We start from the raw sequence: 14,805 nt of genomic DNA, 5'->3' as shown, positions 1-14,805 counted from the left end.
CCTCGGGGTCGGTCCAGGCCGCGCCGAAGGGAACCACGCGCACGGCTGCGTCGAAGGCGGGCACTGTGCGCAGGCCCGCCAACGCGCTGTCCTCCGGCAGATGCACGAACGTGACGGTGAAGGTCCCGGCGTCCTGGGGGAAGACCAGGAACGAGTAGCCGTCACCCTCCTCGACCCCGATCACTCCACGGTTGACCGGACCTGGCGCCCGCCCCGACCGCAGCAGGTATCGCCGTGACCGGTACACCTCGTTAGCCGGCTCGTCGAAGGTCTCCTGGGCGAGCATCGCCGCGGTGAGGGCACTGCGCCGGCCGCCGCAGTCGACCACAAGATCCGCCGAATGCAGGCCGCCGTCATCAAGGCGTACTCCGTTGACCGCACCCCCGAACACCTCGATCGCCCGGACGGTCCCGATGTGGATGGAGACCCTCGGCTCGGCCTCGACCAGCCGGCGCAGCACCCACTCGAACGTGCTGCGCCGGCACAGGAAGGAACTCAGCCCGTCGGGCAGGGCGACGTCCACCGCGCCGGCGCCGCGCAGCGCCGCCACGACGTCGGGCAGAGCGGTCAGCAGTTCGGAGCAGCCGCGCGCGAGGAAGGCATGCGGCTGGTGCAGCTGCGCGACCCCGGTCCGTTTCCAGGCCGCAGCCGCATCAACCTGCGCAGGCACAGGTGTCGCGTCCCGCTCGAGGAGCGTGACCGCATGCCCTTCCCGCGCGAGCGCGAGCGCGAGGGTCATCCCCGCCGTCCCGGCGCCGCACACGACAACCCGCAGCCGTCGTGCGGGTCCCCTTCCCGATCCCAGCCACGATGCCATCCCAATCCCCTCTCGGTGTCGTGCCTCCGCGTCGTGCCTCCGTGTCGTGTATCCCCGTCGCTCAGCTCCGCGCTACCGGACTCCGCGCTACCGGGATGCCTGATCGCCGCCGCCGAACACGGCGCGCAGATGGTCCTCAAGGGCACCCGTGAGGATCGGCCTGGTCCGGAAGCCCACGTGCCCGTCCGGGCGGATCAGGTAGGCGCACGGTCCGGTGGGTGCGTAGGCCGCGCGGAACGTCCGGCCGGTGTCATAGACGACGGGCAGGTCGACGCCCGGCGACGACGTGGCATCCAGATCCCGGACGAGATAGATGTCGACCAGCCCGGGAAACTGTTGCCACATCGAGCCGGCCATCTTCTCGTAGCCACGCAGGTCCTCCTCGGTCGTGGACGCGTCCACGTAGATCAGCAACGTGTGCACGGTGCCGCGGGTCAGCTCGAACAGCCGCATCGGATGCCCGACACCGCGGCGGGTCAGACCGTGCACGTCGGGCGCGCGGTCCCCGGCCGCCGGGGACCGTTCGGGCGCCTCCCAACCCAGTGCCTCGCCGACCCCCGGGGTGCCGTGGTAGCTCAGGGTCATCTGCATCTCGTCGAGGAACTGCGCCTTTTCATCGGCGTTGTCCATCTCGTCGGTGAACGCCACCCGCACGGCGCGGTCCATGACCGCCCGGCCGGCTGGGCGGCGCTCGGCCTCGTAGGTGTCGAGCAGCCCGGGCCCGGCGTGCCCGCTCACGGCGAGCGCGAGCTTCCAGCCGAGGTTGTAGGCGTCCTGGATCCCGGTGTTCATGCCCTGACCGCCTGCGGGCGGGTGCAGATGCGCGGCGTCGCCCGCGACGAAGGCCCGACCGACCCGGTAGCGGTCGACGATCCCGTGACTGATCCGGAAGATCGACGACCAGCGAAGGTTGCTTCCGGTGGTGCCGGCCGGTGCCAGCCGGTCGAGCACGACCTGAAAGTCGGCCAACGTCGGCGGTTCGTACTCCTTGGTGAAACCCGGCGGCACCTCGGTGCGGGCAGCCTCCGCCATGATCCGCGGCGGCGCCATGGTCGCCATCCGGTATCGGCCCTTGCCGCGCAGCGGGACGCACACCAGCATCCCGTCGAGCTCACCGTCGGTCATGTGCATGAACCGCAGCAGGTATCCCTGCGGCATCGCCCAGTCGACGTCGAAGTCGGCCAGCATGAACAGCTGCGGGAACCGACCGGCCCCGGCGTTGAAGGACAGATCCAGTTCCCTGCGGACGACACTGTGCGCGCCGTCGCAGCCGACGATGTACCTCGCGCGCACCGTCTCCTGCGTACCGTCGGCGCCGGACAGCGCTGCGCTCACGCCCGAGGCGTCCTGGGTGAGACCGTGCAGTGCGACGCCCCGTTCGATCGATCCGCCCAGCGTGCGCAGACGGTCGGTGAGGATCCGTTCCGTGTCGTACTGGGGCAGCCCGAGGTGGGCATACGGGAGCTCCGGGAGGTTCCATTCGACCCGGTGCGTCTGACGTCCGTTGATCATAACGATCTGGCCGTTGAACCAGATACCGGCGTCGACGGCCGCGCGGACGACGCCCATGTCCTCCCAGATCTCCATGGTTCGGCAGTGGACGCCGATGGCTTTGTCCGCCTGACTCGGCGGCTCGGTGCTCTTCTCCACCAGCCGGAACGAAACCCCGCGGCGGGCGAGCTCCACGGCCAGGGTCAGGCCGGTCGGTCCCGCACCGACCACCAACACGTCAATGCTCGTGCGGGCCTCCCGCCGCCCGCTGACCGGCACCGGTGCGGTGCCGGTGCCGGTGCCGGTGCCGGTGCCGGTGCCGGTGCCGGTGCCGGTGCCGATGGCGGTGGGCGGGGACGCGGACGGTTCCAGCTCCGCCACCGGGTCCGGCGGCCGGGCCGCGATCGTGAAGATACGGCGGGAGAACCCCCGGTTGAGGTACGGAATCAGCCCGGTGGTCCGGTCGGTATGACGCGGATCCTGTACCCAGGCGAGGAACGCGGCCTTCGACGCCCACTCGGCGAGCAGGTGGTAGGTGGGCGTTCCTGGCTCGTGCAGAAGCTCTTCACGGATGTGGCCGGGGACACCGCGCATGGCCGCGGCCACATCGAGGAAGGCCTGTTCGAAGATGTCCTCGTCACCCGCGGGTACGGTCGTGGTGACCAGGATGCGCACGGCCGATCCCCGGCCCGACAGAGTGTGTAGAACCTGGTAGGTGTGGCGGTCCGCATCATCGCGCAGCTCCCGCAACGCCGTGGTGACATGGTCGCGTCGCGGGCCGCGTCCGAAGGCGTCCAGTGCCGCCCGAGTCTCCCAGTCCGCGACGATCACATATTCGCCGGGAAGGTCCGGATCACGCATGAGGTCCTGGCGGATGTTGCCGGGCACCGTGCTGATGACCTCAGCCGCTTTCCGCCAGGCGTTTTCAAACTCATGTTCGCGGCCGGCGGTGGCACGCATCCGCAGCAGCGTACGTACCGTCTCGGTCTCGCTGAGTCCGGTCGCGGGGCCGCCGGCCCTCTCGGGGTTGGTCATCGCTGCTTGTCCTCCGGTACTTTTCGAGTCAAAGGGGACACACCAGAAAGGGAGCCTGGATGCTGATCGATCTCAGGGAAATCGATCTCAGGGCAACGGCGTAGGACGAGCGAGGCGTTGAATCCGTCGAACCCGCGCGCGTTGACCATCGCGGTGAACACCGGTGTCGGGGTCACCTCGGACACGAAGTTGAGCCGGCACCCCTGGGCCGGAGCGCGGGTGCCCGCGGTCGGCGGAAGAAGATCATGACGCATGGCCAGCAGCGCGGTAGCCGCGTCCAGCGCCGCTCCACCCTGATAAAGCCGTCCCACCAGGGGTTTCTGGGTGGTGACCGCCGGCGCTGCAGGTCCAAATGCCGCCCACATGGCAGCGCATTCGTCCCGGTCGGCGGCAGGGACGCCAAGCGCGTCCGGGAAGACGACATCGACGTCGCCCGGACGCACGCCGGCCCGCCGCAGCGCCGTGGTCATCGCACGTGCGTACTGCTCCACGTCGCCTCCGCTCCCCCGCCGCGGCGGCCGGGGTCGCCCGTCGAACGTAGCGGCGGCACCGGCGATCTCCCCGTAGATGACGGGCGCACCGCGAGCCAGCGCATGGTCGAGATCCTCGATGACCAGGACGGCGCCCCCTTCCCCGGGCACGTAACCGTCCGCATCCAGATCGAACGGACAGTAGGCCCGCGCCGGGTCGGTCCGGGCGGTCATCGCGTGGTTGTGCTGCTGGCAGGTGAGCGCATACGGCGACAGCGGGGCCTCGGTCCCGCCTGCGAGCACGACCGGGGTCCCGCGGCGGACCAGCCGCGCCGCGTGGGCGAGGCTGTCCAGGCCCCCGGCGCTCTCGGACACCAGCACCATCGACGGCCCCTTCATGCCATACATGATCGACAGCTGGCCGACCGTGGCCGCATAGAACCAGGCGATCGACTGATAGGCGCCAACCGTGTGCGACGGTGAGCTCCACAGCCGCTGGAGCTCACGCTGGCCAAAGGCGTTCCCCCCCGAACCGCTCGCGAGTGCCACCGACATCTCGTACGGATCGAGGGCCGCCGGATCGATCTCGGCATCGGCGAGTGCCTGGCCGGCCGCGCAGAAGGCCAGCTGCGTCCAACGGTCGGTCTGCACGATGAACCGACTGGGCATGTGATCGGCAGCCTCGAATCCGGGCACCTCGCCGGCGAGGGTGGTGTCGTATCGGGACGGGTCGAACCCGCCGATGCGTCCGATCCGACTTTCGCCGGACAGCGCCGTCTTCCAGTAGGTGTCCGTGCCGATGCCGCTCGCGCAGACGATCCCGATGCCGGTGACAACCGCGCGTGGTTCTCTCGGCCGGCCCGTCACCGCCCGGCCTCCTGCGGCCGGGCGAAGATCATGGCGGACTGAAATCCGCCGAAACCGCTGCCGACCGACAGCGCCACGTCGACCCGTTGCTCCCGCGCCGTGTTGGGCGTGTAGTCCAGGTCGCATTCGGGATCACGGTTCGCCCAGTTCGCCGTGGGCGGCACAACGCCGTGCTCGATGGCCAGCGCGCAGGCGGCCATCTCGATGGCGCCGATCGCGCCGAGCGAATGGCCGACCATGGACTTGATCGAGCTGATCGGTACCCGGTAGGCATGGTCGCCGAGGGCGCGCTTGAAGGCGGCGCTCTCGTGCCGGTCGTTCTGTTTCGTCCCGGAACCATGCGCGTTGATGTAGGAGACGTCCGTCGCAGCCAACCGCCCCTGGGTCAACGCGTCACCGATGGCGACCGCCATCTCGGCGCCGTCAGGCCGCAGGCCTGTCATGTGAAAGGCGTTTCCCCGGGTGGCGAACCCGGCGACCTCGCAGTAGATGTGAGCGCCCCGGCGCAGCGCGCGTCCCATCTCCTCCAGGACGACGACGGCGCCGCCCTCCCCCAGGATGAAGCCCTGCCTGTCCCGGTCGAAGGGGCGGGAGGCGTGCGCGGGGTCGGAATCATCCGGTGACGTCGCCCTGATCGCGTCGAACGAGGCGAGCGTGACCGGCGAGATCGGGGAATCCGAGGCGCCGGCTATCATGACATCGGCCTCCCCGTCCATGACGAGCTGGTAGCCGTACCCGATGGCGTCGATCCCGGACGTACAACCGGTCGAGACGACCTGCGCAGGGCCGTGTGTCTCGAACCTGGCCGCAACATCGGCCGCCAGGCTGCTCGGCATCAGCGCCTGATAGAGGAACGGGGCCGCATAGTCGGGATCCACCAGCCACTCCCGGCCGGTGTCGCTGGCCACGACGTATTCGGTTTCCAACGCCGTGGTGCCGCCGACCGCCGTACCCATCGCGACACCGGTCGCGTTCGCGGTGTCCTCGTCGAACACGATCCCGCTGTCGGTGACCGCCTCCGCGGCGGCGGCGAGGGCGAACTGGATGTACCGGTCGGACCGTCGTGTCTGCCTGGGGGACAGACCGGCCGCCGCCGGATCGAAATCGCATTCGGCCGCGACCCGGGAGCGAAACGGCGAGGGGTCGAAAAACGTGATGCGGCGGGTGGCGGTGCGCCCTTCGGTCACGGTCGACCAGAATGCCGCCCGGGTCGCCCCTCCCGGTGCCACCACACCCACGCCGGTCACGGCCACGCGTCGCGAAGCGATCATCACGAGGCCACCGGGTCGCCGGCTGCGCTCTGGACAGCTGGACTCTGGATAGCTGGGCTCTCGGTGTCGACGTGTCCGAGTTCGGGACGAGGGGCGAGCGGACCGAGATGAAAAACCACCGACGCCGGTTCGGACCCGGTGTTGCGCAGCCGGTGGCGCATACCGACCGGGATGTAGAGCCCCTCGCCGGGTGCGACGACCGCAGGCTCGTCGTCGCAATCAACGGTAATCACCCCGTGCGTAACACACAGGAACTCTTCGCTGTATGGATGGTAATGTTCGGCGATCGTCTCGCCCGGCAGAAGCGTCGCCACGCCCATGAAGCCGGACGTACTGCCCACGGTTCGCGGGCCGAGCAGCACCCGCAGCTCCCCGCCGCGGCGCCGATCTGCCGGCACGTCGCGAGCGGCCACATGTCCCCAGCAGGATGTGACAGCCATGCTCCTAACTCCCCTCTCGCTCGTCATGCACGGGTGTCGCGGGCCATACCGGCCACACCGGCCACACCGGGCGCACCCGGTGCCCCGGCCCCGGCCCCGGCCCCGGCCCCGGCCGGATCAAGATCCCCGACTGCCAGCCGTTCGAGCTTGCCTCGGATGACCTCCATCTGGATCACAGAATTGATGTTGATCCGGGCGGTCATCGCCTCATCGTCGACGGGTGCGTCCGGGCGCATGGCGAAGTCCTGTACCCACGTCATCCGGACACCGCCGTCGACTTCCTCGTAGGACCAGTGGATGTTCATGTACCGGAAGGGGCCGGGCTCGACCCGATGCGCGCGTACCTCCCGGCGCTCGTGGTCAACCGTCCGCTCGCTCACCCATGACCAGACCCGCCCGTCGGCGTCCGGATGCATGACCAGCCGGAAACGCACGGTGTCAGTCTGGCATTCCGCGTCACCCCGCTGTTCCAGAATCTCCACCGAGGCATACTCCGTGAAGAGGTCCGGCCAGTTCTCGACATCGTTCGTGGCGGCCCAGACGACGCCGAATGGAGCGGCTATGAACACTGAGTTCTCGGTGTGTCCCGACATTACCGGGAGACCTCCTCGAAGGATTCGTTGACGATAGCGGAGATCTCGTTCACGGTCATCGTGACGGCGTGGTCGGGAATCTCGACTCCGAATCTCTCCACGATCACCGCCTGCAGTTCGAGCACTGCCAGAGAGTCGATTTCGAGATCCTGGAGAGAAATATCCGGGTTCCCGGCGAGAATACCGGGGTCCACGCCGGCCTTCGTAACGAGGATCTCCGAGATCTGGGCCGGTGTCACCACGGTCCGGGTATTTCCGCCGGTCGCCGTGCCGCCCGTTCTTTCGGCGTGTTCGGTGCTTGCCGTGTTTTCTGTGTTTTCTGTGTTTTCTGTGCTCATCGCCGTGTCCTTTTCAGTCCGCGACCAGGCGTTCGACCAGGCCGGTCGAATACTGGCCCTTTCGGAACTCGGTGTCAGCCAGTACCTGTTTGATGAAGGGGATGGTGGTGACCACGCCGGGACCGGCGATGTCGAACTCGGCCAGAGCGCGTTCGGCCCGGCCCAGCGCCTCAGCCCGGCTGGGTGCCCAGACCGACACCTTGGCCAGCAGCGAGTCGTAATGCGGGCTGACCCGGTATCCGGGGTAGCCGTGGGTATCGACCCGGACGAACGGGCCGGCCGGTGGTGTGAACCGTTCAAGCAGGCCCGGAGCGGGAACGAACCCGCGATCGGGATCCTCGGTGTTCACCCGGCACTCGACCGCGACGCCGCGCGCGACGACGTCCTCCTGCCGTAGCCGCAGCGGGGTACCGGACGCGACATACAGCTGCTCGTGAACAAGATCGCATCCCGTCACCATCTCGGTAACCGGATGTTCGACCTGAATACGGCTGTTTATCTCTATGAAGTAGTGGGCCTGGTCCTCGTCAACCAGAAACTCGACCGTGCCGAGGCCGGTGAAACCGACCGAAAGCGCCCCGCGTACGGCGTCCCGGCACATTTCGGCCACCCGGTCGGGGTCGAGTTCGGGCGCGGGCGCCTCCTCGACCAGCTTCTGGTGGCGGCGCTGTACCGAGCAGTCACGAGTGCCGAGGTGGATACCTCCACCGTGCGCGTCGCAGAGTATCTGTACTTCGACGTGGCGGGCCCGCTCAAGAAAGCGTTCGACATAGATCCGGTCGTCGCCGAACACGGCCCGTGCCGCGGCGCGCGTCCGCGTGTAGGCCCGGGACAGTTCCGCGGCCGACCATACAACGGTCATACCGCGACCACCACCGCCGGCAACGGCCTTGATGATGACGGGGTAACCGACGGCGTCGGCGATATCGCGGACGTCGGCTGCGTTGCGGGCGGCCTCCGCGCTGCCGGTGAGCAGGGGCAGGCCAGCCTGGCGCATCAGCGTCCGCGCCACGCTTTTGTCTCCGAGCGACGCCATCACAGCCGGCGGGGAACCGATGAAAACCAGACCGTTCTCCGCGCAGATCTCGGCGAAATCCGGATCCTCGGACAGAAATCCGTAACCGGGATGGATGGCATCGGCCTCCGTCATCTTAGCCGCTTCTATGATGGCGGCGACATTGCAGTAGCTGCGCCGTGGCGGCGGCGGCCCGATACACACGGCCTGGTCGGCGTATCGCCGGACGACGGAATCGGCGTCCGCGGTCGAATAGACGGCGACTGTCCGGACGCCGAGCTCACGGCATGCCCGGGCGACCCGCAACGCGATCTCGCCTCGGTTCGCGATGAGAATTTTCTGAAACAATTCTACATCCCTCCGCGGGAAAAGGGCCGGGGGCCCCTCGGGGCCGCCGGGCGAGGCGGTTGTGCGATCGTGCCTTACCCGGCGGTCCGTCAGTGGTGCGGCGTGATTTCAACGAGAACCTGGCTGAACTCGACCGCTTCCCCGTTCTCGACGCAGATCCGGGCCACCGTCCCGCCGGTATCCGCGGTCACCGGATTCAGTAGTTTCATCGCCTCGATGATGCCGATGGTCGCGCCGGCCTCGATGACCTTCCCCACCGCGACGTAGGGTTCCGCCCCTGGCTCGGGGGCGTGGTAGAAGGTCCCGACGAGCGGGGCGGAGACGACGACGGTGTTCCCGGAGCCAACGTCCCCGGAACCGGCAGCCCCGGAACCGGCAGCCCCGGAACCAACGTCCCCGGAGCCGACAGCCCGGGAGCCGGCAGCGCCGGCGGGTACGAGCGCCGGAACGAGCGCCGCGGCCGGATCCAGCTGGGCCGGTACGGCCGCAGCGAGCGCGACCGGCGACCATTCGACCTCGATGATCACATCTCCGGAACAGACCCGGATGCGGCCCAGGCGCCCCGGTAGTTCATCGGCCAGCCGCCTGGCATACTCGTGCAGACACCCCAGAACGTGCTGGCGCTGATCGGTCGCGCTGCCCGGTCTCATGCGGCCGTCTCCTCCTGGCACGGCCGCAGCCGCGGTTCGACTGAGCCCGGAGATGGCGTGGACGCGGCCGGGGTCGCCACGGCGGCCTGGCCGAAACGGCGGAAGCGCCCACGCCGAGCGTTGACCAGTTCGGCCGCCGGCACCGACAGCAGAGGCCGCAGCGTTTCCACCACCGCGGCCCGCAGCAGGTCCGCGGCGGCACCATGATCCGCCTGTGCCCCCCCGAGCGGCTCCGGCACCACCGCGTCGACGATGCCCAGGCGCAACAACGACGGGGCGGTGAGACCGAGCGCACGCGCCGCCTGGGCGGCAGCATGGGCATCGTTCCACAGGATCGCCGAGCACGCCTCCGGGCTGATGACCGAAAAGACACCGTTCTCCGCCACAAGAACGCGGTCCGCGACGGCCAGCGCGAGCGCGCCGCCGCTGCCACCCTCACCAGTGATCACAGCAATGATCGGGGTCGGGAAGGCCGACATCCGCTGGATGGCGTGCGCGATCGCGGACGCCTGCCCTCTCTCCTCGGCCTCACGCCCCGGGTAGGCGCCGGGGGTGTCGATCAGGGTGACCACGGGCAGCCCGAGCCGGGCCGCGAGCGACATCACCCGCATGGCCTTGCGGTAGCCCTCGGGCTGCGGCATGCCGAAGTTGTTCGCGATGAGATCCGCGGTCGAGTGCCCCTTCTGCGTCCCGACAACCGCCACGGCGAGTCCGTCGATCTCCGCCAGGCCCGCGAGCACCGCGCGGCAGTCACCATAGAGGCGGTCTCCCCGCAGTTCGACAAAAGCGTCGAAGGAACGGGCGAGATAATCCTGGACGGTCGGGCGGGCCGTGTCGCGGGCGAGTCGTACGGTCTCCCATGGGTCGCGCTGGACCAACCGCTCCGGGTCGGTGATGACCACGCCCACCGGTCCGCCCACCGGTCCGCCCGGCAGTCCGCCCGGCGCAGGACCGGCGGGCGGACCGGCCGGCGCAGGACCGGCCGACGCCCCGGCAGCCGCCGGCGCACGGTACCCGGCCGACAGCAACCGCGTCAGGCAGCTCCGAAGATCCACCCGGTCGGCGACGATGTCGACCTGACCCTTACTGGCGAGAAATCCGCTGCTCTGGAACTCGGCGGGAAGTTCCTGCCCGATGGTCTGGCGGATGACGCGGGGGCCGGCGAAACCCATCCGGCTGCCGGACTCGGCAACGATCACGTCCGTGTTGGTGGCAAACGATGCAGCCACACCGCCATAGGTGGGGTCGGTCACCAGGCTGATGGACAACAGGCCCCGTTCCCGGTGCCGCTGGATGGCGATGCCGGTCTTTGCCATCTGCATCAACGACAGACAGCCCTCCTGCATCCGAGCGCCACCAGAGGTCGCGACGATGAGCAGTGCGAGCGCGTCGTCGACGGCACGTTCGACCGCGAGGGTAATCATTTCCCCGACCGCCGACCCGAGACTCCCGCCCAGAAAACGGAAATCCATGATGGCGGCGACAATAGGGTAGGCACCGATACTGGCCGTGCCACACAGCACCGCCTCGGCAAGTGAGGTCTCCTCGCGGGCGGCCTCCCAACGCCGGCGGTAGGGCCGGGTATCGGTGAAGCCCAGGACGTCAAAGGCCACGGGTTCGATCGGCAACGGCGCGAAACTGCCCGCGTCAAGAAGCTGGTCCACCCGCTGCGACGCCGTGAGCCGACTGTGGTGACCGCATTCGGGACACACGAGCAGATTGCGGGCCAGCCGCTTGCCGTAGACGAGCGCCGTACAGGACCCGCACCGGGTCCAGGCCGCAGCCCTCGCCCCGGCGGTAGCGGTATTCACGCGACCTCCCCCTGAGACGCCGTCTCAAAGGTGTAGAAACAGTGTGCCATCGCGTCCGCGGGCGAACGCCATGTCTTCAGGTACGGCCGAATATGGTGCTGCAATCGGTCGCTGACGCGCTTGAACTCCTCGTGACCGCGTGCGTTCTCAACCGTCCGCCGGCCGTCGTCGACGGTTTCCAGAAGATGTACGTAGAGATCGCCGAGTGAGTAGAGTGAACGGTGGACGACGCCGGCCACGCGCGGCAGACCGGTGGCGTCCGACTCTGCGAAGATACGCGCGACATCCTTGTGGGAACCGGGTTCGATTTTGGCAACAATCAGCGTTCTGTGCATGTTGCGATCCCCCTCCACCGAGCTGGCCGGGAAACCCCGGGACCGGGGCCGGCAGGGCCGCTGACCCATTCACGGCGACGTTTCCAGGCGAGACTGACCCACTACTGAGAGTAAATGCGATCATGCCGTGCGTCCACCTGTACCGTCTGCGTAACCATCGGAGGAGGGTTCCATCCGATCACGCCGACCGCACCGCACCGCACCGACGGCCGGGCCAGGCGATCCGCCGCGACGTGTCGCTCCGACAACAGGCGCAGCGGGAACAAAGGTGGACCGGCCGGCGAGCCGGGTGAGCCGGGCCAACACCCCGAGCAGGTGCCAGCCTCGGTCGTCAGGCGAACGCGTGTACCTCGTCGACGACGACGGCTCGCAGGTCGGTGAAAAGCCACCGGTGGTCAACCCGGGCAGAAAGAAGCATCGCCTCGATCGACTCGGGCGTGGTCAGCAGCACTTCAGGTGGATCAGCGGCCAGCCTGCGCTTCGCCGAGTCGGCGACATCACCATGCCATACCGCAGCTCGCCGACCGAGCCTGGGGGAGGTCGAGGAGGAGAGCGGTTTCCCAGGTGGCGGTGGTGTCGGTGGCGAGGCTGTGTAGGACGGCGGCGACCCCGGCGGTGCCCTCGATGAGGCCGGGTGGCCATCCGCTGGCGGGCTCGGTCATGTTGAGGCTGTCGAGGAGCTGGTCGGTCAGGGCTGGAAGGTGGCTGCCGAGAGGGTGGAAGCGGGCGTCGGCCGCGGCGCGGTGGACCGTGGCGACCAGGCCGGCCCAGCCGTGGCAGAGCGTCGGGTCGACGAACCTTGCGAGCTGGGCGGGGTTGCCCAGGCACGCGGCGAGCGCGGCCTCGGCGCGTTCCTGGCGGGCCATGTCGGTCAGTGCGATGGCGGCGAGTTGCTGGGCGCGGGCAAGGCCGGGGGTGCCGTAGCACCAAGAGGCGCGGCCTGAGCCAGCCTGGGCGGGGCGGCCCTCCCTCAGCTCGCTGAAGGTAATCCTCTCGGGCCACCAGGGGCCGGTCGGGCTGTCCTGGCGCCAGGCGTCCAGCCAGTCGCAGATTCGATTCAGACCGTCGAGGTGGCCGGGGACGACGATGCCTCGACGGTACGCGAGCGCGAGCAGTGCGAGGGGGCCGGCGACGCCGTGGGCCATCCCGAGGTCGGCGTGGCCGTCAGCGAACGCGTCAACCGGCGCTCTCACCGGAAGATCGCCGCTCCACCAGCCGGGCAGTGACAGCCTGGTCACGCCGCTGGCGGGCAGGGGCTCGGTGAGGCGGACCAGATAGGTCAGGACCCGGCGGAGCTGGTCTGTGTCCGGGTGGGACGTGAGCAGGTGGGCACCGAGCCCGGTCAGGCCGCGGACGAGATCGTATTCGGCGCGTTCCGGTCGCTGGCCGGCATCGATACGCCGGTTGGCTGCGGCGAGGCGCCGGTCGGTCATCTCTGTGACGGCGCTGTCCAGATGCTGGCGGGCGAATCGGTAGCGGCCGGGTGGAGCTGCTGTGGCGAGCGTGAACGCGAGGGCCGGGGCGCCGAGCCATAGGCCGGCTCGCGCCCCGACGCTCAGTTTCTCGCGTGTGGCGGCTCTGAGCCAGGCGTCGACGGTGGCCCAGCTACCGACGCCGTCCCGGGCACGTAGGCCGTGCAGCATGGCGACGCCCGCGGCGCCGGCGGCCAGCGACTGGCCTCGCCGACGCTCACCGGTCGAAGCTCGGTCGCCGTCGGGCTGGGACGCTGGCGGGGCGGTCAGCGCGTCGGCGAGGCGGGCAGCGACGGTGGCGGCGCGCGCTCGACGGTCGGTGCTCAGGGGCATTGACCATCACCTCCTGACGGTCCGGTCGGTTCGGCGCGGGACAGCCGGTCCGGGGGCGTCCAGGGGCACCGCCGGCGGTCGCCGCCTCGTGTACGCGGGTGGTTCAGTAGGTGACGGTGATCGCGCAGTCCTTTTTGACGATCGCGCGGTCGGGGATACTGGTCTGGGCGGTCAGGGACGTGGCGGTCAGGAACGGGCGGGCTTTCCGGTCGGTGCTCCAGGTCTGGATGTGTCCGCACAGCCGCTCGGCGAGGGCGCGGCCGTCGGGGCCGTGCCCGTGGGCGCCGAGCTCATAGACGGTGTCGGGGCCCTCCAACCTGCGCTTGGCGAGGTAGGCCAGCGAGGAGCCTGCGATCAGCGCGGGGCTCAGGTTCGGGATGAATGGTGCGCAGAGATCGGTGCTGACCGCATCGGGACTTGCCTCGATTCGGCAGACGGCCGGGTCATTCGCGGTGGCGCGCAGCCAGATCCCGTCGATGGGGTCCTGCGGGCCGACGGTTGCCCCGGACCAGGCCCTGGTCCGGGAGGTGTCGAAGATGCCGGTCAGCCTGGCCGGGTCGATGTCCTGGTCGACGTCGTAGTGGATCTGGATTAGCGGGTCGGTGTGGAGCGCGGCGACGCGTTCGACGTCCTGGCCGATCATCGGGACGAAGCCGCAGAGGAACACCGACTCCGAGCGGAGCACACCGTCGTCGCCCTTGACGAAGGCGACGCCGCGGGTCTGTCCCCGCCAGCGCAGCGGCAGGACCATCCGTCCGTCGGGGACAAGCTGGGTGAACCAAGTGTCGGGGATGTCACACGCACCGACGGTGACGATGATTTTGTCAAAGGGCGCGTCGGCCTCGTCGCCGAGCGCGCCGTCGCGGGTCAGGACTCGCACGTCGCTGTAGCCCGCCGCCACCAGTGCTTTCGATGCCTGCTCAGTAATCTCCTCATCGATGTCGACAGTGACGACCTGCCCGTCGGGGCCGGTGAGTTCGGCGAGCAGCGCGGCGTTGTAGCCCGTGCCGGCACCGACCTCGAAGACCCGCTCGCCGGGGCGGACCCGGAGCTCGTCCAGCATCCCGGCGACGAGGGTCGCGACCGAGGCGCAGGACAGGTGAGCGCCATCAGCCGCCGTCTTGGTGATCACCGACTTGTAGGGGTTGTACGCCTCGTCGATCGTGGCGCCCGGCAGGAACAGGTGCCGGGGCACCGCGCGCAGCGCGTGGACGACACGCTCACCGAGGCCCGGCCGGCTGTCGGTGATTTTCTGGACCATGTCGGCGTGTAGCTCGGCGGCAGTGCCGGGTGTCGCGGTGGTCATGGACACGTCCTTGTCGGAGTGGGAACCGGTCGGATGGTGCGGCGGCAGAGATCGTTGATCGAGGCGTGCGGGCAAACGGCGGTGTGTCGGTCCGGTCAAGTCCGGCAGGCTCGTCCTCGGTCCGGCTCGCCGGTCTCCCTGCCGGGAATGGGTCGGGCCGGGGCCACTGGCACGGTTCGCGAGCGATGTCCGGGCCGGCGGTGACTGGTCGCG

Annotated in this window: 13 protein-coding genes and 1 pseudogene; all 14 read right to left on the bottom strand. The window is 69.2% G+C overall.

Going from position 1 to position 14,805, the window contains the following annotated elements; all coding sequences use genetic code 11:
- Positions 1-817 (bottom strand): FAD-dependent oxidoreductase (locus U9983_RS09665; protein WP_322753679.1); only part of this gene is annotated, 817 nt, incomplete at its 3' end.
- A gap of 87 nt (positions 818-904) precedes the next feature.
- The gene (locus tag U9983_RS09660) at positions 905-3,343 is read right to left on the bottom strand and encodes an FAD-dependent monooxygenase (protein WP_322753678.1); all 2,439 of its coding nucleotides are present in this window, start codon (positions 3,341-3,343) and stop codon (positions 905-907) included.
- Positions 3,340-4,680 carry a beta-ketoacyl synthase N-terminal-like domain-containing protein gene (locus U9983_RS09655; RefSeq protein WP_322753677.1) on the bottom strand — a complete coding sequence of 447 codons (1,341 nt, stop codon included), beginning with the start codon at positions 4,678-4,680 and terminating at the stop codon, positions 3,340-3,342. The genes U9983_RS09660 and U9983_RS09655 overlap by 4 nt, the downstream gene beginning before the upstream one ends.
- Positions 4,677-5,951 carry a beta-ketoacyl-[acyl-carrier-protein] synthase family protein gene (locus tag U9983_RS09650; protein ID WP_322749646.1) on the bottom strand — a complete coding sequence of 425 codons (1,275 nt, stop codon included), beginning with the start codon at positions 5,949-5,951 and terminating at the stop codon, positions 4,677-4,679. The genes U9983_RS09655 and U9983_RS09650 overlap by 4 nt, the downstream gene beginning before the upstream one ends.
- Positions 5,951-6,391, bottom strand: a complete 441-nt coding sequence (locus tag U9983_RS09645) for a cupin domain-containing protein (RefSeq protein ID WP_322749647.1) — start codon at positions 6,389-6,391, stop codon at positions 5,951-5,953. The genes U9983_RS09650 and U9983_RS09645 overlap by 1 nt, the downstream gene beginning before the upstream one ends.
- A gap of 23 nt (positions 6,392-6,414) precedes the next feature.
- Positions 6,415-6,984, bottom strand: a complete 570-nt coding sequence (locus U9983_RS09640) for an SRPBCC family protein (RefSeq protein ID WP_322753676.1) — start codon at positions 6,982-6,984, stop codon at positions 6,415-6,417.
- Positions 6,984-7,322: an acyl carrier protein gene (locus U9983_RS09635; RefSeq protein WP_322753675.1), complete on the bottom strand. Its 339-nt coding sequence runs from the start codon at positions 7,320-7,322 to the stop codon at positions 6,984-6,986. Before U9983_RS09635 ends, U9983_RS09640 begins: the two co-directional genes overlap by 1 nt.
- A gap of 13 nt (positions 7,323-7,335) precedes the next feature.
- Positions 7,336-8,685: an acetyl-CoA carboxylase biotin carboxylase subunit gene (locus U9983_RS09630; protein ID WP_322753674.1), complete on the bottom strand. Its 1,350-nt coding sequence runs from the start codon at positions 8,683-8,685 to the stop codon at positions 7,336-7,338.
- Between the two features lie 89 nt (positions 8,686-8,774).
- Positions 8,775-9,335: an acetyl-CoA carboxylase biotin carboxyl carrier protein gene (locus U9983_RS09625; protein ID WP_322753673.1), complete on the bottom strand. Its 561-nt coding sequence runs from the start codon at positions 9,333-9,335 to the stop codon at positions 8,775-8,777.
- A complete protein-coding gene (locus U9983_RS09620) occupies positions 9,332-11,146 on the bottom strand; it encodes an acetyl-CoA carboxylase carboxyltransferase subunit alpha/beta (protein WP_322753672.1) in 1,815 nt (604 codons plus the stop codon). The genes U9983_RS09625 and U9983_RS09620 overlap by 4 nt, the downstream gene beginning before the upstream one ends.
- Positions 11,143-11,481 carry a TcmI family type II polyketide cyclase gene (locus U9983_RS09615; protein WP_322767904.1) on the bottom strand — a complete coding sequence of 113 codons (339 nt, stop codon included), beginning with the start codon at positions 11,479-11,481 and terminating at the stop codon, positions 11,143-11,145. The genes U9983_RS09620 and U9983_RS09615 overlap by 4 nt, the downstream gene beginning before the upstream one ends.
- Positions 11,482-11,754: 273 nt before the next feature.
- Positions 11,755-12,010 (bottom strand): annotated as a pseudogene (locus U9983_RS27820) (DEAD/DEAH box helicase); the annotation flags it as partial.
- Positions 11,979-13,286: a lanthionine synthetase C family protein gene (locus U9983_RS09610; RefSeq protein ID WP_322753670.1), complete on the bottom strand. Its 1,308-nt coding sequence runs from the start codon at positions 13,284-13,286 to the stop codon at positions 11,979-11,981. The gene U9983_RS09610 and the pseudogene U9983_RS27820, both read right to left, overlap by 32 nt.
- A 103-nt stretch (positions 13,287-13,389) precedes the next feature.
- Complete coding sequence (gene fxlM, locus U9983_RS09605) at positions 13,390-14,592, bottom strand: methyltransferase, FxLD system (protein WP_322753669.1); 1,203 nt, start codon at positions 14,590-14,592, stop codon at positions 13,390-13,392.
- Positions 14,593-14,805 lie beyond the last annotated feature (213 nt).

Source organism: Protofrankia sp. Cas3, from assembly GCF_963555955.1.
GTDB lineage: Bacteria > Actinomycetota > Actinomycetes > Frankiales > Frankiaceae > Protofrankia.
This window is presented reverse-complemented; position numbering and strand designations above follow the sequence as displayed.